Source organism: Planctomonas deserti (assembly GCF_003067705.1).
Classification (GTDB): domain Bacteria; phylum Actinomycetota; class Actinomycetes; order Actinomycetales; family Microbacteriaceae; genus Planctomonas; species Planctomonas deserti.
Genome location: NZ_QANL01000001.1, coordinates 1013154 through 1031469, shown reverse-complemented (window position 1 = coordinate 1031469; position 18316 = coordinate 1013154). Strand labels below are relative to the sequence as shown.

The following is an 18316-nucleotide window of genomic DNA, read 5'->3' as shown; positions in this document are numbered from 1 at the left end:
AAATCTCCACGGTGCTCGATGTCGGACACGCGATCCGGCGGTCAGGGCCAAGTAAGCATAGCCTCACCTTCCCTCGGTCACTCAGGACGGTCACCGCCAGCCCAGAATGGCCGCCGAAGCCCCGAGGGGTGCCGACACCCCTGCACGTCGTAACGCTTGCGCCGCTCCCCCGCTTGTGAAACGATTCACTCACTCCTCCGATCGACAGAACAGGGATCCTGATGCTCCTCAGCGACGTTGCTGACCTCCTCACCGACCAGGCCATCGAACTGCCCTCCTGGGCGTTCGGGAACTCCGGCACCCGCTTCAAGGTCTTCGGCCAGGCCGGGGTACCGCGGGACCCGTTCGAAAAGATCGCGGACGCCGCCCAGGTGCACAAGGTCACCGGCCTCGCCCCGTCGGTCGCCCTGCATATCCCCTGGGACCGGGTGGACGACTACGGCGTCCTGCGGACGCACGCGGAGGAGCTCGGCGTGAGCCTCGGCACCGTCAACTCGAACACGTTCCAGGACGACGAGTACATGCTGGGCAGCGTCACGCACGCCGACCCGAAGGTGCGCCGCAAGGCCATCGACCACCACCTCGAGTGCATCGACATTATGGACCAGACCGGGTCGCGCGACCTCAAGATCTGGCTCGCGGACGGCACGAACTACCCGGGCCAGGACGACATCCGCGGCCGCCAGGAGCGCCTCGCGGAGTCCCTCGCCGCCATCTACGAGCGCATCGGCGAGAACCAGCGCCTCGTACTCGAGTACAAGTTCTTCGAGCCGGCGTTCTATCACACCGACGTTCCGGACTGGGGCACGTCGCTCGTGCACTGCCTCGAGCTCGGCGAGCGCGCCATGGTGTGCCTCGACACCGGACACCACGCGCCGGGCACCAACATCGAGTTCATCGTCGCCCAGCTGCTGCGGCTCGGCCGGCTCGGGTCATTCGACTTCAACTCCCGCTTCTACGCGGACGACGACCTCATCGTGGGCGCCGCGGACCCGTTCCAGCTGTTCCGCATCCTCTACGAGGTCATCCGGGGCGGCGGCTACGGAGCCTCGAGCGGCGTCGCGTTCATGCTCGACCAGTGCCACAACATCGAGAAGAAGATCCCGGGGCAGATCCGCTCCGTGTTGAACGTGCAGGAGATGACCGCTCGGGCCCTGCTCGTGGACCGCGACGCCCTGACGGCCGCCCAGCAGTCCGGCGACGTGCTCGCGGCCAACGAGGTGCTCATGGACGCGTTCTACACCGACGTGCGGCCTGCTCTCGCGGAGTGGCGCGAGTCGCGCGGCCTCCCGGGCAACCCGCTGAAGGCGTACCGCGAGGGCGGCTACCAGGAGCGCATCGAGGCGGAGCGCGTCGGCGGCGAGCAGGCCGGCTGGGGCGCATGACCGGGGGTCGCTCCCTCGTCCTCGTCCTGCCCGGCGGCGGTTACCACGGCCACGCGGACCACGAGGCCGAGCCCATCGCGGACTGGCTCGTCGGCCTGGGCCACGGGGCCCGGGTGATCCGCTACCCCGTCGCCCCGGCCCGGTACCCCGAGGCCCGCGACCTCGTGCACCGCGAGGTGCTCGCCGCGCGTGCGGACTTCGACGGACCCATCGGGGTGCTCGGCTTCTCGGCCGGGGGGCACCTCGCCGGGCACGCTGCCCTCACATCCTCGCGGGCGGGAGCCCGGCCCGACTTCGCCGTGCTCTGCTATCCCGTGGTGTCGTTCGTGCACGCCCGCGCGCACCTCGGCTCCCGCGACAACCTGCTCGGCGACCGGCTCGACCTCGCCGAGGAACTGTCGCTCGAGAACCTCGTGACCGCCGAGGCGCCGCCGATGTTCCTGTGGCACACGGCGGACGACCCGGTCGTCCCGGCGCAGAACAGCTACCTCCTGGCCACGGCGCTCGCCGAAGCGGGCGTGCCGCACGAGGTGCACGTCTATCCCCACGGGCGGCACGGGCTCGGCCTCGCCGCGGGCGAAGGGGCCGCCGCGGGCTGGAGCGCGCTGTGCGCCGACTGGCTCGACGCGACCACCCCTACCCTCGCCGCCCCCACCCAGAACCGATCCTCCGAACCGAAAGCCTCCGCATGAGCACCACCGCAGCCGACCTCATCACCCGTTCGAACCGCCTCGGCGCAGACCCCCGCAACACGAACTACGCGGGCGGGAACACCTCGGCCAAGGGCACGGACACCGACCCGGTCACCGGGCAGCCCGTCGAGCTGATGTGGGTGAAGGGGTCCGGCGGCGATCTCGGCACCCTCACCGAGTCCGGGCTCGCGGTGCTCCGCCTCGACCGGCTGCGTTCGCTCGAGGACGTCTACCCCGGCGTCGAGCGGGAGGACGAGATGGTCGCGGCCTTCGACTACGCCCTGCACGGCCGTGGTGGCGCGGCCCCCTCCATCGACACCGCCATGCACGGGCTCGTCGACGCGGCGCACGTCGACCACCTGCACCCGGACTCCGGCATCGCCTTCGCAACGGCGAAGGACGGCGAGCGGCTCACCGCCGAGGCGTTCGCCGGCCGGGTCGTCTGGGTGCCCTGGCGCAGACCGGGCTTCCAGCTTGGCCTCGACATCGCCCGCATCAAGGCCGAGAACCCCGGCGCCATCGGCTGCATCCTCGGGGGCCACGGCATCACGGCCTGGGGAGACACCAGCGAGGAAGCCGAGACCAACAGCCTCTGGATCATCCAGACGGCCGCGGCCTACATCGAGGACAACGGTGCTCCGGACCCCTTCGGCGCGCCGCTCGACGGATTCGCCGCCCTGCCGGAGGAGGAGCGGCGCGCACGCGCCGCGGCGCTCGCCCCCGCGCTCCGCGGTCTCGTGTCGACGGACCGCGCCCAGGTAGGTCACTTCACCGACGACCCGGTCGTGCTCGGCTTCCTGGCGGGCGCGGAGCACCCGCGGCTGGCCGCCCTCGGAACGAGCTGTCCCGACCACTTCCTCCGCACCAAGGTGCGCCCGCTCGTGCTCGACCTGCCCGCGTCCGCCCCCGTGGAGGAGGCGGTCGCCCGGCTCACCGAGCTGCACGAGCAGTACCGGCAGGACTACGCGGCCTACTACGACCGCTACGCCTCGCCCGACTCCCCCGCCATGCGGGGCGCGGACCCGGCGATCGTGCTCGTGCCCGGCGTCGGGATGTTCAGCTACGGCGCGAACAAGCAGACTGCCCGCGTGGCGGGCGAGTTCTTCGTCAACGCCATCAACGTGATGCGCGGGGCCGAGGCCATCTCCTCGTACGCACCCATCTCCGACGAGGAGAAGTTTCGCATCGAGTACTGGGCGCTCGAGGAGGCCAAGCTCGCCCGGATGCCCCGGCCCAAGCCCCTGGCCACCCGCATCGCCCTGGTGACCGGCGCCGCGTCCGGCATCGGCAAGGCGATCGCCACCCGGCTGGCCGCCGAGGGCGCGTGCGTCGCCATCGCCGACCTCGACATCGAGAAGGCGCAGGCCGCGGCGGCGGAGCTCGGCGGCACGGACGTGGCGATCGGCCTTCGTGCAGACGTGACCGACGAGGCGCAGGTGCAGGCCGCCGTGGATGCCACCGTGCTGGCCTTCGGCGGGCTCGACCTCGTGGTGAACAACGCGGGCCTCTCACTCTCCAAGTCGCTGCTCGAGACGACGGTCGCGGACTGGGAGCTGCAGCACGCGGTGATGGCCAAGGGCTCGTTCCTCGTCTCCCGCGCGGCCGCGCGGGTGCTCATCGACCAGGGCCTCGGGGGCGACATCGTCTACATCTCCTCGAAGAACTCCGTCTTCGCGGGTCCCAACAACATCGCCTACTCCGCGACCAAGGCCGATCAGGCGCACCAGGTGCGACTGCTCGCGGCCGAGCTCGGCGAGCACGGCGTGAAGGTCAACGGCATCAACCCGGACGGAGTCGTGCGCGGGTCCGGCATCTTCGCCGGCGGCTGGGGCGCGAAGCGCGCCGCGGTCTACGGCGTGCCCGAGGAGGAGCTCGGCAAGTACTACGCGCAGCGCACGCTGCTGAAGCGCGAGGTGCTGCCGGAGAACGTGGCGAACGCCGTGTTCGTGCTCTGCACGGCCGACCTCTCCCACACGACCGGCCTGCACATCCCCGTCGACGCGGGCGTCGCAGCGGCGTTCCTCCGATGACGGCCGCCGTCGTCGCCGTCGACCTCGGCGCGACGAGCGGCAGGGTGATGCTCGGGCGGGTCGGCCCGGACGAGCTGTCCCTCACCCCGCTCGCCCGGTTCCCGAACCTTCCCGTGCGGATGCCGGACGGGCTGCACTGGAACATCGTCGAGCTGTACCGGAACGTGCTGACCGGGCTGACGGCGGCCGCGCGACAGGAGCCGGCGCTCGCCAGCGTGGGCATCGACTCGTGGGCGGTCGACTACGGGCTGCTGCACGGCGACCGGCTGCTCGGCGAGCCGTACCACTACCGGGACGGCCGCACGGCGAGCGGGGTCGAGCGCACGCACGCGCTCGTCTCCCCCGCCGAGCTGTACGCGACGAACGGGCTGCAGTTCCTCCCGTTCAACACGCTGTACCAGCTGGCCGCGGAGGACGACGCCGTGCGGGGAGTCGCGGACTCCCTCCTGCTCATCCCCGACCTGCTCGCGTTCTGGCTCACGGGCAGGCGCGTCACCGAGCGCACGAACGCATCCACGACCGGGCTGCTCGACCTCGGCACAGGGGGGTGGAACGACGGGCTGATCGCGCGCCTCGGCCTGCCGCGCGCCCTGCTCGCGGAGCTCGTCGACGCCGGGTCGACGATCGGCCCGCTCTCCCCCGATGTCGCCGCCGAGACCGGCCTCGCGTCGGCGCGGGTCGTGGCGGTGGGGTCGCACGACACGGCATCCGCCGTCGTGGCGGTGCCCGCCGAGGGCAGGAACTTCGCCTACGTCAGCTGCGGCACGTGGGGGCTCGTCGGCGTCGAGCTCGACGAGCCCGTGCTCAGCGAGGCGGGCCGGGCGGCCAACTTCACGAACGAGGGCGGCGTGGACGGGCGCACCCGATACCTGCACAACGTCATGGGACTGTGGCTGCTCAGCGAGTCCGTGCGCACCTGGGAGCGGGCGGGAGAGGCCGTCGACCTGCCCGCGCTCCTCGCGGCCGCCGCCGAGGTGACCGACGAGGTGCCGGTCTTCGATGCGAACGATCCGCGCTTCCTGCCGCCCGGCGACATGCCCGCGCGGATCGCGGAGTGGTTCGGCGAGCGCGGCGTACCCGCACCGAAGGGCCGCGCCGGGCTCGTGCGCAGCATCCTCTCGTCGCTCGCCACAGCATTCGCCGAGTGCGCGCACACGACGGCCGAGCTGTCCGGCACGACGGTCGACGTCATCCACATCGTCGGTGGCGGCGCCCAGAACGCGCTGCTCTGTCAGCTCACGGCGGACCGGAGTGGGCTCCCGGTCCTCGCCGGTCCGGTCGAGGCCACGGCGCTCGGCAACGTGCTCGTGCAGGCGCGCGCCCTGGGCGAGCTGACGGGCGACCTCGAGGCGCTGCGGGCGCTGGTGCGCGCGACGCATCCGCCGCTCCGCTACGAGCCCCGCGCCCGCCCCGCCCGCACCCGCTGACGCGTCTCTCCTCGCACACCCTCTGAGGTGCCCGATTCGGCTGCTCCCGGGCCATATCCGGGTCCGAAATGGGCACCTCAGGGGCGTAGCGGAGCGTGCGCCGGGCCGGTCGGCGGTCAGTAGTCGATGCGCCCGGTCCGGTCGTGGAACTCGCCGGTCGGCCCGTCCGGTCCAACGAGGGCGAGCGCGACGGTCGCGTCAGTGCCCTCGGTCACCGTCTGGTGCCCGCCGTGCCCGTTGAAGTCGGTGGCGGTGTAGCCGGGGTCACTCACGTTGATCCGGAAGGCGGGCAGGTTCTTCGCGTACTGCACCGTGAGCGCGATGACCGCGGCCTTGGACGCCGGGTACGGGATCATGGGCACGGGGTACTCGTCGCGGCCCTCGGTGACGAGGAACCGCGGCCAGCCGACGCCGGACGCGACGTTCACGACGACCGGGTTGGCGGAGCGGCGCAGCAGCGGCAGGGCCGCCTGCGTGACCCGGACGATGCCGAGCACGTTCGTGTCGAGCACCTGCAGCATCCTCTCGGCGTCCAGGTCGTCGACGCCGTAGGAGGTGCCGAGGATGCCGGCGTTGTTCACGAGCACGTCGAGTTCCGGCAGTGCGGAGAGCGCGGCGGTGACGCTGGCCTCGTCGGTCACATCGAGCGCGACGACCTCCGCGCCGAGGGAGCGCGCGGCGTCGCCCGAGGCGGGATCCCGCATGCCGGCGTACACGGTGTGGCCGGCCTCGATGAGACGGCGGGCGGTTTCGAGGCCGAGGCTTCTGTTGGCCCCGGTGATGAGTGTTGTGGTCATGTCCTCATCCTGGGTGCGGGACATGACATCCCCCAGGCACCGACTGTCGGGGGGACTGCGAGTACCAGGATCCCGGCCGCCGGAGGCCGCAGGATGGGCACATGAGTGAATTCGCCACAGTGCTCCGCTCCTGGCGCGAGCGCGTGAGCCCCGCCGAGGTGGGGCTGCCCGCCGGCGCCGGCCGGCGCACCGCGGGCCTCCGCCGCGAGGAGCTCGCCGCGCTCGCCGGCGTGAGCGTCGACTACATCGTGCGGCTCGAGCAGGGCCGTGCGACGCATCCCTCGCCCCAGCTGCTCGGAGCGCTCGCGGTGGCGCTGCGGCTGACCGAGACGGAGCGGGACCACCTCTATCGGGCCGCGGGGGCCGCTCCTCCGTCGCGCGGGGTGGTGCCGCAGCACATCACACCGGGCGTGCAGCGCATCCTCGATCGGCTTCCCGACGTGCCGCTTGCGGTGTTCACCGCGGCGCACGACATCGTCGCCTGGAACCCGCTGTGGTCGGCGATGCACGGCGACCCGTCCTGCTACGTGGGCCTCGAGCGCAACCTGGTCTGGCGGCACTTCATGCTGGGTCACGACGGCGTGGAGTTCGACGACGAGCACGAGCGCGCGTTCCCGGCCGACCTTGCGGCGGACCTGCGCGCGGCCGTCGGGCGGTATCCGCAGGACGGTCGGCTGGCGCGGCTCGTGTCCCGGCTGCGCGCGGAGTCGCCCGAGTTCGAGCGGCACTGGGCCGGGGCGAGGGTCGCGGAACACCGTTCGAGCCGCAAGACGTACACCGGCACCGCCGCGGGACCGATCACGGTGGACTGCGACACACTCTCGGTGCCCGACGGCGACCTCCGCGTCGTCGTGTACACGGTCGCACCGGGGAGCGCGGACGAGGCCAGGCTCGACCTGCTGCGTGTCACCGGTCTCGAGCTGTTCACGTCGTCTGCCCTGCCGGCCGCCCAGGAGCCCGCGGCCGGGTCCGCGCCCGGATCGGCCGGCTGACCCGTTACAACCCCGGGCCGGTAGCCTGTGCCGTGGATCGAGGACGAGCCGACGGGAGCGAAGCAGCATGCGGGCACTGGTACTGCGGAAGATGGGCGAGCTCGTGCTCGAGGAACGCGAGATCCCCAGCCCCGGTGAGGGCGAGGTGCTCCTGCGCGTCGTCGCGACCGGCATCTGCGGCTCGGACATCCACGGCTACACCGGCGCGAACGGGCGCCGCGTCCCCGGCCAGGTGATGGGGCACGAGTCCGTCGGCACCGTGGCCGCGCTCGGGCCGGGGGTCGAGGGGAGCGGGCTCGCCGTCGGCCAGCCGGCCACGTTCAACCCGGTCGTGCTGCCGGTCGAGGACGCCGAGGCTTTCGCCGGCCGCGAGCAGCACAGCCCGAACAAGACCGTCATCGGGGTCGCGCCGGAGATCCCGGCGGCGTTCGCCGACTACCTCGTCGTGCCCGCGCGGAACATCGTCCCGCTGCCCGACGACATGCCCATCGAGCGGGGCGCCCTCGTGGAGCCGCTCGCCGTCGCCCTGCACGCCGTGCGCCGGGTGCGGGCGGCCGAGCACTCCCGCGCGCTCGTGGTGGGCGGCGGCCCGATCGGGCAGTCTGTCGTGCTCGCGCTGCGGCTCGAGGGGGTGCGGACGGTGTTCGTGAGCGAGGTCGACCCGGCGAGGCGTGCGCTCTGCGAGCGGCTCGGCGCCACGGCCATGGACCCCGAGGCGGGCTCCATCCTCGCCTTCCTCGAGACGCACGGCGGCCCGGTGCCCGTCGCCCTCGACGCGGTCGGCATCTCGGTGACGGTGGCCGACGCCCTGAACGCGACCGAGTTCGGCGGCAGCGTCTGCCTCGTCGGCATGGGCGCGCGGCGGCTCGATCTGGACGCCTACCGCATCAGCACCGAGGAGCGCACGATCGTCGGCAGCTTCACCTACTCCGCCGCGGACTTCGCGGACGCGGCGGCGCTCGTGGCCGGCGGCGGCGACGAGATCGGCGAGCTCATCAGCCGCGAGGTCGCCCCGGAAGATGCGGACGCGACCTTCACCGCGCTTGCGGGCCGCGACGGCACGGCGGGCAAGGTCCTCGTCCGCTTCGACCGCTGACCCAGCCGCGCGTCAACGGACGCGGCTCACGGTCGCTGAGCCCGTCGAAGCGACGCTCGGTGGTCCGGCTTCCGTCCCTCGACAGGCTCAGGGACCGTGATGGACGTCGCCGAGTCGCCCACGGTCGCTGAGCCCGTCGAAGCGACGCTCGGTGCTCCGGATACGGCTTCCGTCCCTTCGGCAGGCTCAGGGACCGTGATGGACGTCGCCGTGTCCGGCGTCAGCCCGGCGTCGCCGTCGCGGTCCAGAGGGCGATCGAACAGTTGGGCACGCCACCCGCCGTGTTGAACGTGCCGCCCACCCACAGTCCGCTCGCGGCGCCCTGGGCCAGCGCCTCGCCGTGCCGGACGCCGCGCTCTCCCGGACCGATGCCGCTGCCGAGCGCGGACCAGGAGCCCGTTCCCGGCTCGAACACCGCCACCCCGGACGCCGCGATGGGTCCGGCCGCGCCGAACCAACCGCCGATCACCACCTGCGCGCCGTCGATGGTCGTCAGCGCCATGACCGGCTCGTCGGTGCCGCCCGGGGTCTCCCAGCTGCCATCGGTCGCGAAATGCCACACCGCGAGGTTGCGGGCGGAAAAGCCGAGCTGGGGCGGGTCGCCGAGCTGCAGCACGCCCGCCGTGTCGAAGGTCCCACCGATGTAGAGGTCGCCGCCGTGCACGTGCAGGGCCCGGACGGTGCCCGGACCGCTCGACTGCTGCACCCCCGCCAGCAGGAGGTACCCGTCCAGCGGCGCATCCGGCGTGATCTCCGCTTGGGTGTCGAAGGCGGTCAGTCCGTTGAGGCCACGGATCAGGTCGCGGCCGCCCGCACGGAAGGCGTGGAACTTGCCGCCGATCAGGAGGTGGCGGTCGCCGATGGCGGCGAGCCCGAGCACGGCGTCGTCGTACGCGGGCGCGTTGCCGAGGGCGCTCCACGTCGACGTGGCCGGGTCCCAGACGGCGACGCCGTTTGCGGCCGTCGTGCCCGCCGCCGAGAACCGGCCGCCGACGTACAGCCGGCCGCCCAGCACGGCGAGCGCGTATCCGGTGCCGTTGAGACCGCTGCCGAGCGACGACCATGACGTGCCGTCCCAGCGCGCGATGTTGGCCGCGGTGCCCGCGCCCGCGGTGGCGAAGGATCCGGTCACGTAGAGGTCCCCGCCGAGCCGCGCCATCGCGTAGACCTGGGCGAGGGCGTTCACGCCCCGCAGCCCGCCCGCCATGGCCTGCCACTCGGACCCGGTCCAGGTCGCGATGGATCCGACGGTCACCGGCCCTGCCTGGTCGAAGTAGCCGCCCGCCACGACGCCGGACTCCGTGGCGAGGAGCGCGTAGACGTTCCCGTCCGCGTAGGGGTCGTAGGACAGCCCCTGGCCGAAGGTCGCCCAGCCGGCGCCCGTCCAGATGCCGCCATAGGACAGCCGGAAGGCACCCGAGTACTGGAAGTCGCCGACCACCACCACGGAGTCGCCGTACGCGGCCAGGCCGCGAACGACGTTGTCGACGCCCTCGCCGGGGACGGACCACTCGGCGCCGTCGTGGACCGCCCAGTGCGACGCGGCAGCGTTGCCCGCGGCCGTGAACTCGCCGCCGGCGTAGAGGCGGCCCCCGGCGAACGCGAGGGCGAAGACGCCGGCGGTCGACGCATCCCCGAACCGGAGGAAGGCGCCGAGGCTGCCGTAGGTGCCGCCCGTCAGGGTCGCCACTCCGGACGTGGCCACCGGCCCCGCCGAGGTGAAGGTGCCGCCGATGAACAGGGTGGCCGACGCCTCGTCCACCGCGAGGCTGTCGACGGAGCCCACGAACTCGCCGCTCCGGATACCTTCCCCGATGGCGCTCCAGGTTCCGGTCCCGGGATCCAGCGCGGCGAGGGAGGACGCCGGCACGGAGCCCGCCGCGTCGAAGTACCCGCCGACGTAGACCTGACCGGCGAGCACCGCGACAACCCGCCCCTCTCCCTGGCGGCCGAGGAAGCCGAGCCCGCCCTCCGGAGAGGACCACGCGCCCGTCCGAAGATCGAGCACGGCGAACCCCCGGGCCTGCACGGCCGCGGCGCCGCTGCCGACGGAGTCGAACACCCCCGCCACGTAGAGCCGCTGCCCGTCACTCGCCAGGCCCCGCACGGTGGCGATCGTGGGGGTCTCGCTGTTGCTCACACCGCCCGCGACCGGGAACCAGGCGGTGCCGTCCCAGCGGGCGAGATGATTCGCCACGGCCTTGCCGCCCGCTATGGAGAAGTCGCCGCCCACATACACGTCCTGCCCGACCACGGCGATCGCGTGCACGATCCCGTCGAGGCCCGCGCCCATCCGCTGCCACGCGACGCCGTCCCACGCCGCGACCCGGTTGTAGGTGCCCTCGGGCATGCCCGCCATCGGCCCGGCGAAGTCGCCGCCGATGTAGACGGTGTCCCCGGCGACCGCGACGACCTCGGGGCGGCTGCCCACGTTCGTCGCGCCGAAGCGGGTGGACCACGCCTCGTCGCCCCCGACCGCGGCCGCCCCCGGCCCCGGGGCGCCGGTGACCTGACCGTTCTCTCCGACGGCGGCGCCGAGGGGCGGCTGTGCGACGGGAGGAGGGGACACCGACGATCCCGGTGGTGATGACGTCGCCTGCGCCTGCCCGGGGGATCCGGGAAGCGACGTGAATCCGGAGAGCGACGGCAACCCGGCCAGCAGCGGGAATCCGGGCTGCCCGTCCTCCGTCGGTCGATTCTCTGTCTGTGTCATGAGCACCCTCGCTCTGAGACCGAAATGTGTCGCGATTCTGCCACAGCCCGGCCGCGGTGGAACAGCCTCACCGTTAAAAATTCCTCGAGCAGCGGCTGGCGCCCTGCACGTAGCCCGTCACCATGGACGACGCTCCCTCCGCTCGGTATGCTGTGGTCTGACCACAGTGGTCTGACCACAGCACAAGGACAGCAGAAACGACGCGAGGAGGCGGCATGGCCGAGGACCGTCGCGCGTGGCGCCTGGTGCTCGAGTCGGTCGAGAGCGACCTGCTCTCCGGCCGCCTCTCACCCGGGGACCGCCTCCCACCCGAGCGCACCCTCGCCGCCGATCTCGGCGTAGGACGGTCCAGCGTGCGCGAGGCCCTGCGGGTGCTCGAGGTGCTCGGCCTCGTCCGCACGGCGGTGGGCTCCGGACCGAGTTCCGGCGCCGTCATCGTCTCCCGGCCGAGCGGGGGGATGTCCGCGCTGCTCCGCCTGCAGGTCGCCGCGCACGGATTCGCGGTGAACGACATCGTGAGGACCCGCCTCGCCCTGGAGGCCGCGGTCGTCGCTGACCTGGCCGACGCCGTGAATGCCGCATCCGCCTCGGTCGACCTCGCCGCGGCCCGCGATCTCCTGTCGGCGATGGAGGCCCCCGGTCTGACGGACGCCGAGTTCCTGGCCCTCGACCAGCGGTTCCACCTCGCGCTGGCCGAGGCGTCGGGCAACCAGGTGATCGTGGCCACGATGGCCGGACTGCGCGACTCCATCGAGCACTATGTGCGCGTCGGCGCCCGCCAGCTTCCGTCTTGGGCCGACACCTCCGCGCGCCTGATGCGGGAGCACCGCGACATCCTCGCGGCGGTCGAGTCCGGGGACGCCACGGCCGCCCGCGCGACCGTCCGTCAGCACATCTCCGGCTACTACGCCGAGACGAACCTGTCCCCCCGAACGCCGGAACTCACCGGACAGCACCGAGACCTCGGCCTGACCCAGCCCTGACCACGAAGAAGGAGAACACCATGGTGGAGAGAAGAATCCCCAAGCCGCGCGACCTCGCGCCGCTCATGCAGTTCAAGCCGCCGACCCTGAACGCGAAGAAGCGCCGGCTCGCGGACGCGCTGACCATCGAGGATCTGCGCACCATCGCCAAGCGCCGCACACCCAAGGCGGCGTTCGACTACACGGACGGCTCGGCTGAGGCGGAGCTGTCGCTGCGCCGGGCCCGTCAGGCGTTCCGCGACATCGAGTTCCACCCCTCAATCCTGCGTGACGTCTCGAAGGTCGACACGTCGTCCATCGTGCTCGGCGGCCCCACCGCCATGCCGTTCGGCATCGCGCCCACCGGCTTCACCCGCATGATGCAGACGGAGGGCGAGGCCGCCGGCGCCGCGGCAGCGGGCGCCGCGGGCATCCCGTTCAGCCTCTCGACCATGGGCACAGCGTCGATCGAGGACGTGAAGGCCGCGAACCCGGACGGCCGGAACTGGTTCCAGCTGTACATGTGGAAGGACCGCGACCGCTCCATGGCCCTCGTGGACCGCGCGGCGAAGGCGGGCTTCGACACGCTGCTCGTCACCGTCGATGTCCCGGTCGCCGGCGCGCGCCTGCGCGACACCCGCAACGGCATGACCATTCCCCCGACGCTGACCCCGAAGACGGTCATCAACGCGATCCCGCGCCCGGCGTGGTGGATCAACTTCCTGACGACCGAGCCGCTCGCGTTCGCCTCGATCGACCGCTGGTCCGGCACCGTCGCCGAGCTGCTCAACACCATGTTCGACCCGACGGTCACCTACGAGGACCTGGAGTGGATCAAGAGCCAGTGGCCCGGCAAGGTCGTGGTCAAGGGCGTGCAGAACGTCGACGACGCGAAGCGCCTCGCCTCGATGGGCGTGGACGGCATCATCCTGTCCAACCACGGTGGCCGACAGCTCGACCGCGCCCCGATCCCGTTCCACCTGCTGCCCGAGGTGGTGCGCGAGGTCGGCATGGACACCGAGATCCACCTCGACACGGGCATCATGTCGGGCGCGGACATCGTCGCGTCCGTGGCGCTCGGCGCGAAGTTCACGCTCGTCGGCCGCGCCTACCTCTACGGCCTGATGGCCGGCGGACGCGAGGGGGTCGACCGCATGATCGCGATCCTTCGCGCCGAGATCGAGCGCACCATGCGCCTGCTGGGTGTCACCAGCCTGGAGGAGCTGAACCCGGGCCACGTGACCCAGCTCGAGCGCCTGGTGCCCCGCGCCCGCGCCTGACCCCGCGCGCACGCAGCCCCACAAACCGCTGAGGTGCCGACTTCGGTCCCTTCTCCCCTTCGGGAAGGACCGAATTCGGCACCTCAGCGTGTGTGGGGGCAGCGGTTAGCGGCCGCCCTCGACCTTGCGGTGACGCTGGGCGACGCCCGCCGTGCCGTACGGGTAGTCGTCGATGCGCGGCGCCGACGCGTCGGTCAGGCGCTGCAGCTCCTCGGCGGAGAGGCCGAGGTCGACGGCGCCCGTGTTGTCCTGCAGCTGCTTCACCGTGCGGGCGCCGAGGATGACGCTGGTCACGGCCGGCTGCGCGCCGAGCCAGGCCAGCGAGACCTGCGACGAGGATGCGCCATGCGCCTCCGCGATCTCCTTGACCGCGTCCACGACGCGCCAGGTGCGCTCGTCCGCGTTGCGCGCCTCCCACGCCTCCATGCCGCGCTTCGGGTCCTCGCCGAGGCGGGTGGCGCCGGTCGGGGCTACGTCGCGCTCGTACTTGCCGCTCAGCCAGCCACCCGCCAGCGGGGACCACGGCAGCAGGCCGATGCCCGCGTCGAGCGAGGCCGGCACGACCTCGTGCTCGATGTCGCGGACCAGCAGGTTGTACTGCGGCTGCAGCGTGACCGGAAGCTCCCAGCCGTGGGCCTTCGCCACGTGCACGGCCTTCGTCAGCTGCCAGCCGAGGAAGTTCGAGAAGCCGTAGTAGCCGATCTTTCCGGCGGACACCGCGTCGTCGAGGAAGCGCAGGGTCTCCTCGATGGGGGTCAGAGCGTCCCACGCGTGCATCTGGTACAGGTCGATGTGGTCGACGCCGAGCCGCGTGAGCGACGCATCGAGGGCGGTTCGCAGGTGGCGGCGGGAGATTCCGACGTCGTTCGGGCCGGAGCCCATCGGGAAGCGGCCCTTCGTGGCGAGGACGACCTGCGCGGCCTCCGTCGGGTGGTCGGCGAGCCAGCGGCCGATGATCTCCTCCGAGATCCCGGTGCTGTAGACGTCCGCCGTGTCGAAGAACGTGCCGCCGCCCTCGACGAACGCGGTCATGATCTCGCCGGAGGTCTCCTCGTCGGCCTCCGCGCCGAACGTCATCGTGCCGAGGCACTGGGCCGAAACGACGGCGCCGCTTCGTCCGAGATTGCGGTATTCCATGGGTTCTCCTCCGTTGGATGGGTCGTGGACCGCGTCCGACGCTACTCCCGCGCCTCCGTCGCTGAGCCGACGGTGGATCGACGCAACGGAAACGGTCGCTGAGCTCGTCGAAGGCACGCATTCTGCCCGGGGAGCGTCCCTTCGACAGGCTCAGGGACCGTAGGGAGCGAGCACTCGAACCCGACGCCAGCCGGGCCACAACGGGTGGCGGTAGCGAAGCCTGCTCATCGGATGCGGACCCGGTGACGAGGCCGGTACTGGGCGGTACCGAAAACAGGGCGTCCACCACCGGTCTTCCAGGTTCCTACGTAGACGAATCCGGGAAGCAGCAGCACTCTGATCCTCATCACCGTCGGTAATGAACAAAGCTCACGTAGGCGGTTCACGTATCGCGGTAGTGACAGTGCAAATCGGCCGGATGGAGCCACCTATGTTGTCCCGAGCTTTGGCTACCTTCCCCCTTGCAGCCGCCGCGGTCTTAGCACTCACAGGTGCAGCCGCAGCTGCCGCCCCTGAGTGGCACGTCGTAGTCACGCAATTCGACCAGGTGGAGGAGTGCGACAGTGGCACCTACCCGGGTCATGGCGAGTCGACGGTGTCTTTCCAGGTTTTCGATGACGCTGACCACACCTCGCACTTCCGTAGTCGAGGCACTTACACCGTCCGCGATCCTGAAAGCGGCGAAGTCCTCGTGTTGACCAGCCGCAGAGAGGGACCGGTCGTCGATCGCGCTAGGAAGGTGCTGGACGACGGATCGGTGCGCACAATCCACGTGCAGAAGCTTCGGAGCATCTTTCGTGGGCCAGCGGTCCCTCCGGGCACCGTCTACGTCTCAACTCTTGTGGTCGAGATGATCGAGAAGCCGAACGGTCACACCACGATTACGGAGCTGGCGAACACGTCGCACAGCCGCAACCTAGCGGGCATCTGCGACTGGCTCGACAGGTACGCAGCCGCTGGCTGAATGAGCTTGTCGCGCGTGCGCGGGGTGGGGGGACAGGACCATTCGGCGTACTCGGCGGCCGCTCCGGCTTTCGGACGGCCCGTTGACCCTGGCTCTCGGATGCGGAGCGTCGAAGGTCGCTCCCATGAGGGTGCGTGCTTCCCGACGCCCCAGGTACTGCGATCCCCGCGCCCCAATGCAGCGACTTCGGGTATCTGCGGGGTCGGCCGGCGACGGCTCTCCACTACTCTCTCGCCATGACAATTACCAGGGCTCCGAAGACGAAGCCCGAGTCGGGTGGCCAGGGCCGCCTCGATCTCGCTCGTGATCACGGCCGTCAGGCGGCCGAGATGACCGTCGCGTCCCTCGTGATGTTCTGTGTGACCTGGGGAGCGATGTGGGGGCCGGCCTACCTGGGGCTACCCGAACTGCTGTACCTGTACCCCGTCTTCTTCCTCATGCTGCTCCTGACGACCGCTTTCGCCGTCATCGCCCTGAGGTACGCCGTGCTCGCTCGCCGCGGGTACGAGCGGCACCTCCCGAGTTCCGTCGCATGGAGCGTGCTGGGCGCGATCGCGATGCTCATCCTTCCGTTGCCCGCTCTGTGGTTCGGAGATGCTCCGCTCGCCTTCTTCGGCGGCTAGGGCGGCCTGGCGCAGAGGGCCGCAATTCTCGACGAGCACGATCGGTCCTCCGAGCTCGAAAGGGGCACCCGCGCTCGGCGGGCGCCCCTTTCAGCTGCTCAGGGAACGGGGAAGAAGCCGTCAGCCGCGGAGCTCCGCGAGCACGTCCGCGAGCTGTTGCACCGCCCAGTCCAGGTCCTCCTCGGACACCACGATCGGCGGGGCGAGGCGGATCGTCGCGCCGTGCGTGTCCTTCGCGAGCACGCCGCGCGCGAGCAGCATCTCGCAGACGGTGCGGCCGGTGGCGAGCGTCGGGTCGATGTCGATGCCGGCCCACAGGCCGACGCCGCGCAGGCCCACGACGCCCTGGCCGACCAGTCGGCGCAGAGATGCGTGCAGCCGCTCGCCGAGCATCCGGGCGCGCGCCTGGTACTCGCCCGTCGCGAGCATCCCGACGACGGCGGAGCCGACTGCGGCGGCGAGCGGGTTGCCGCCGAAGGTGGACCCGTGCTGCCCGGGCTGGAGCACGCCGAGCACGTCACGGTTGCCGACCACGGCGGAGACCGGCACGATGCCGCCGCCGAGCGCCTTGCCCAGCAGGTACAGGTCGGGCACGACGCCGGCGTTGTCGCACTGGAAGGTGGCACCGGTGCGGCCGAGTCCGGACTGGATCTCGTCCGCGATGAACAGCACGCGGTGCCGCTCGGTGATCTCGCGCACCGCGGGCAGGTAGTCCGACGGCGGCACGAGGATGCCCGCCTCGCCCTGGATGGGCTCGAGCAGCACGGCGACGGTGTTCTCGTCGATCGCGGCCTCGAGTGCCGCGGCGTCACCGTAGGGCACGGAGCGGAAGCCCGGCGTGAATGGACCGAAGTCGGCCCGCGCGTCCGCGTCGTCACTGAAGCTGACGATCGTGATGGTGCGGCCATGGAAGTTGCCGTCGGCCACGATGATGTTGGCCCGGTCGGGCGCGACGCCCTTGACCCGGTAGCCCCAGGCCCGCGCCACCTTGATGCCGGACTCCACGGCCTCCGCGCCCGTGTTCATGGGAAGGACCATGTCCTTGCCCGCGAGGCGGGCGAGGGCCTCGACGAACGGGCCGAGCTGATCGTTGTGGAACGCGCGGCTGGTCAGGGTGATGCGGCCGAGTTGCTCGGTCGCCGCCCGCACGAGTTCCGGATGCGAGTGCCCGAAGTTGACCGCGGAATACGCCGCGAGGCAGTCGAGGTAGCGCCGACCCTCGATGTCGGTGACCCAGGCGCCCTCGCCCGACTCCACCACCACCGGAAGCGGGTGGTAGTTGTGGGCGACGTGCTCGTCCTCGCGGGCGATCGCGCCCAACTGGGGGGAAACGGTCTCGTTCGTCATCGTCGCAGCTCCAGGGTGCAGCACTTCACGCCGCCCCCACCGAGCAGCAGCTCGGAGAGGTCGACACCGATGGGGTTGTAGCCGCGCTCACGCAGCTGGCGCTCGAAGCCGGTGGCCCGTGAGGCGATGACGACGTTCGCGCCGTCGCTGAAGGAGTTGAGGCCGAGCACGGCCGCATCCTCGTCGCTGACCAGGATGGCGTCCGGGAAGCGGGCCTCGAGGGCGGCGCGGCTCGCGGCGTCGAAGGCCTTGGGCAGGTACGCGATGTCCTCGGCGCCGGGCGTCGGGTCGAGCACCGCGATGGCGGTGTCGAGGTGGTAGAACGCCGGGTCCACGAGGGTGAGGGTCAGCACCTCGCGGCCGAACAGGCGGGCGACCTCGCCGTGGCTGTCACCGGCGCTGCGGAATCCGGTGCCGGCGAGGATCACGTCGCCGACGAGCAGGAAGTCCCCCTCGCCCTCGTTCACGTTCGCCGGCTCCGCGACGTCGAAGCCGTTCGCGCGGAACCACTCCATGTATGCGGGTCCCTCCGGCTGACGCTCCGCGTACTGGAAGCTCGCGCCGTAGGCGATGTTGTCGAGCACGAACCCGCCATTGGCCGCGTAGACCATGTCGGGCAGACCGGGGATCGGGTCGACCAGGTGCACCTCGAACCCGAGGTCGCGGTAGATGCGGTACAGCTCCTCCCACTGCCGCACGGCGAGCGCCGTGTCGGTCGGGACGTGCGGGTGCATCCACGGGTTGATGCGGTAGCTGACCGTGAAATGTTCGGGCCGGCACATGAGCACGGTCCTCGTGGTCGCGACGCGACCGGTCGGGGCCGAGCTGGGCTCGAGCAGGATGGACGACATGGGGCTCCTTCGCAGGTCGG

15 protein-coding genes are annotated in these 18316 nt (G+C 71.5%); 10 read left to right on the top strand and 5 right to left on the bottom strand.

Annotated elements, in window-relative coordinates:
- The first annotated feature begins 221 nt into the window (after positions 1-221).
- From rhaI to DAI20_RS04710, 4 genes are read left to right on the top strand one after another with little or no spacing between them, the layout of a single operon-like run.
- Entirely contained in the window at positions 222-1385 is a 1164-nt protein-coding gene (rhaI, locus tag DAI20_RS04725; RefSeq protein WP_108249354.1) for an L-rhamnose isomerase, read from the top strand.
- On the top strand, positions 1382-2077 hold the full coding sequence (locus DAI20_RS04720) for an alpha/beta hydrolase (protein ID WP_108249353.1): 696 nt from the start codon (positions 1382-1384) through the stop codon (positions 2075-2077). The genes rhaI and DAI20_RS04720 overlap by 4 nt, the downstream gene beginning before the upstream one ends.
- A complete protein-coding gene (locus DAI20_RS04715; RefSeq protein ID WP_108249352.1) occupies positions 2074-4107 on the top strand; it encodes a bifunctional aldolase/short-chain dehydrogenase in 2034 nt (677 codons plus the stop codon). The genes DAI20_RS04720 and DAI20_RS04715 overlap by 4 nt, the downstream gene beginning before the upstream one ends.
- Positions 4104-5534 (top strand): rhamnulokinase, encoded by a 1431-nt coding sequence (locus DAI20_RS04710; protein WP_108249351.1) that lies wholly within the window; start codon positions 4104-4106, stop codon positions 5532-5534. The genes DAI20_RS04715 and DAI20_RS04710 overlap by 4 nt, the downstream gene beginning before the upstream one ends.
- A gap of 116 nt (positions 5535-5650) precedes the next feature.
- Here DAI20_RS04710 and DAI20_RS04705 read toward each other — a convergent pair whose 3' ends face one another.
- Positions 5651-6331, bottom strand: coding sequence for an SDR family NAD(P)-dependent oxidoreductase (locus tag DAI20_RS04705; protein ID WP_108249751.1), 681 nt, complete (start codon positions 6329-6331; stop codon positions 5651-5653).
- Between the two features lie 101 nt (positions 6332-6432).
- On the opposite strand from DAI20_RS04705, the gene DAI20_RS04700 reads away from it, so the two are divergent.
- Both DAI20_RS04700 and DAI20_RS04695 read left to right on the top strand, forming a co-directional pair.
- The gene (locus DAI20_RS04700; RefSeq protein WP_108249350.1) at positions 6433-7323 is read left to right on the top strand and encodes a helix-turn-helix transcriptional regulator; all 891 of its coding nucleotides are present in this window, start codon (positions 6433-6435) and stop codon (positions 7321-7323) included.
- Between the two features lie 67 nt (positions 7324-7390).
- Positions 7391-8419 (top strand): zinc-dependent alcohol dehydrogenase, encoded by a 1029-nt coding sequence (locus DAI20_RS04695; RefSeq protein ID WP_108249349.1) that lies wholly within the window; start codon positions 7391-7393, stop codon positions 8417-8419.
- A 220-nt stretch (positions 8420-8639) separates the two neighbouring features.
- Here the strand turns inward: DAI20_RS04695 and DAI20_RS04690 are convergent, their stop codons facing one another.
- Complete coding sequence (locus tag DAI20_RS04690; protein ID WP_159084914.1) at positions 8640-11132, bottom strand: hypothetical protein; 2493 nt, start codon at positions 11130-11132, stop codon at positions 8640-8642.
- 215 nt (positions 11133-11347) lie between these two features.
- Here DAI20_RS04690 and DAI20_RS04685 point away from each other — a divergent pair, with 215 nt between their 5' ends.
- Together DAI20_RS04685 and DAI20_RS04680 are read left to right on the top strand one after the other, a co-directional pair.
- On the top strand, positions 11348-12115 hold the full coding sequence (locus tag DAI20_RS04685; RefSeq protein WP_108249347.1) for a FadR/GntR family transcriptional regulator: 768 nt from the start codon (positions 11348-11350) through the stop codon (positions 12113-12115).
- A 20-nt stretch (positions 12116-12135) separates the two neighbouring features.
- Complete coding sequence (locus tag DAI20_RS04680; RefSeq protein ID WP_108249346.1) at positions 12136-13374, top strand: alpha-hydroxy acid oxidase; 1239 nt, start codon at positions 12136-12138, stop codon at positions 13372-13374.
- 105 nt (positions 13375-13479) lie between these two features.
- On the opposite strand, the gene DAI20_RS04675 is transcribed toward DAI20_RS04680, so the two are convergent.
- Positions 13480-14511 carry an aldo/keto reductase gene (locus DAI20_RS04675; protein WP_108249345.1) on the bottom strand — a complete coding sequence of 344 codons (1032 nt, stop codon included), beginning with the start codon at positions 14509-14511 and terminating at the stop codon, positions 13480-13482.
- Between the two features lie 445 nt (positions 14512-14956).
- On the opposite strand from DAI20_RS04675, the gene DAI20_RS04670 reads away from it, so the two are divergent.
- Positions 14957-15475, top strand: coding sequence for a hypothetical protein (locus DAI20_RS04670; RefSeq protein WP_159084913.1), 519 nt, complete (start codon positions 14957-14959; stop codon positions 15473-15475).
- Between the two features lie 236 nt (positions 15476-15711).
- Positions 15712-16098 (top strand): hypothetical protein, encoded by a 387-nt coding sequence (locus DAI20_RS04665; RefSeq protein ID WP_159084912.1) that lies wholly within the window; start codon positions 15712-15714, stop codon positions 16096-16098.
- 120 nt (positions 16099-16218) lie between these two features.
- Here DAI20_RS04665 and rocD read toward each other — a convergent pair whose 3' ends face one another.
- Both rocD and ddaH read right to left on the bottom strand, forming a co-directional pair.
- The gene (gene rocD, locus DAI20_RS04660; protein WP_108249342.1) at positions 16219-17445 is read right to left on the bottom strand and encodes an ornithine--oxo-acid transaminase; all 1227 of its coding nucleotides are present in this window, start codon (positions 17443-17445) and stop codon (positions 16219-16221) included.
- On the bottom strand, positions 17442-18296 hold the full coding sequence (ddaH, locus tag DAI20_RS04655) for a dimethylargininase (protein WP_108249341.1): 855 nt from the start codon (positions 18294-18296) through the stop codon (positions 17442-17444). The genes rocD and ddaH overlap by 4 nt, the downstream gene beginning before the upstream one ends.
- Positions 18297-18316: the final 20 nt, after the last annotated feature.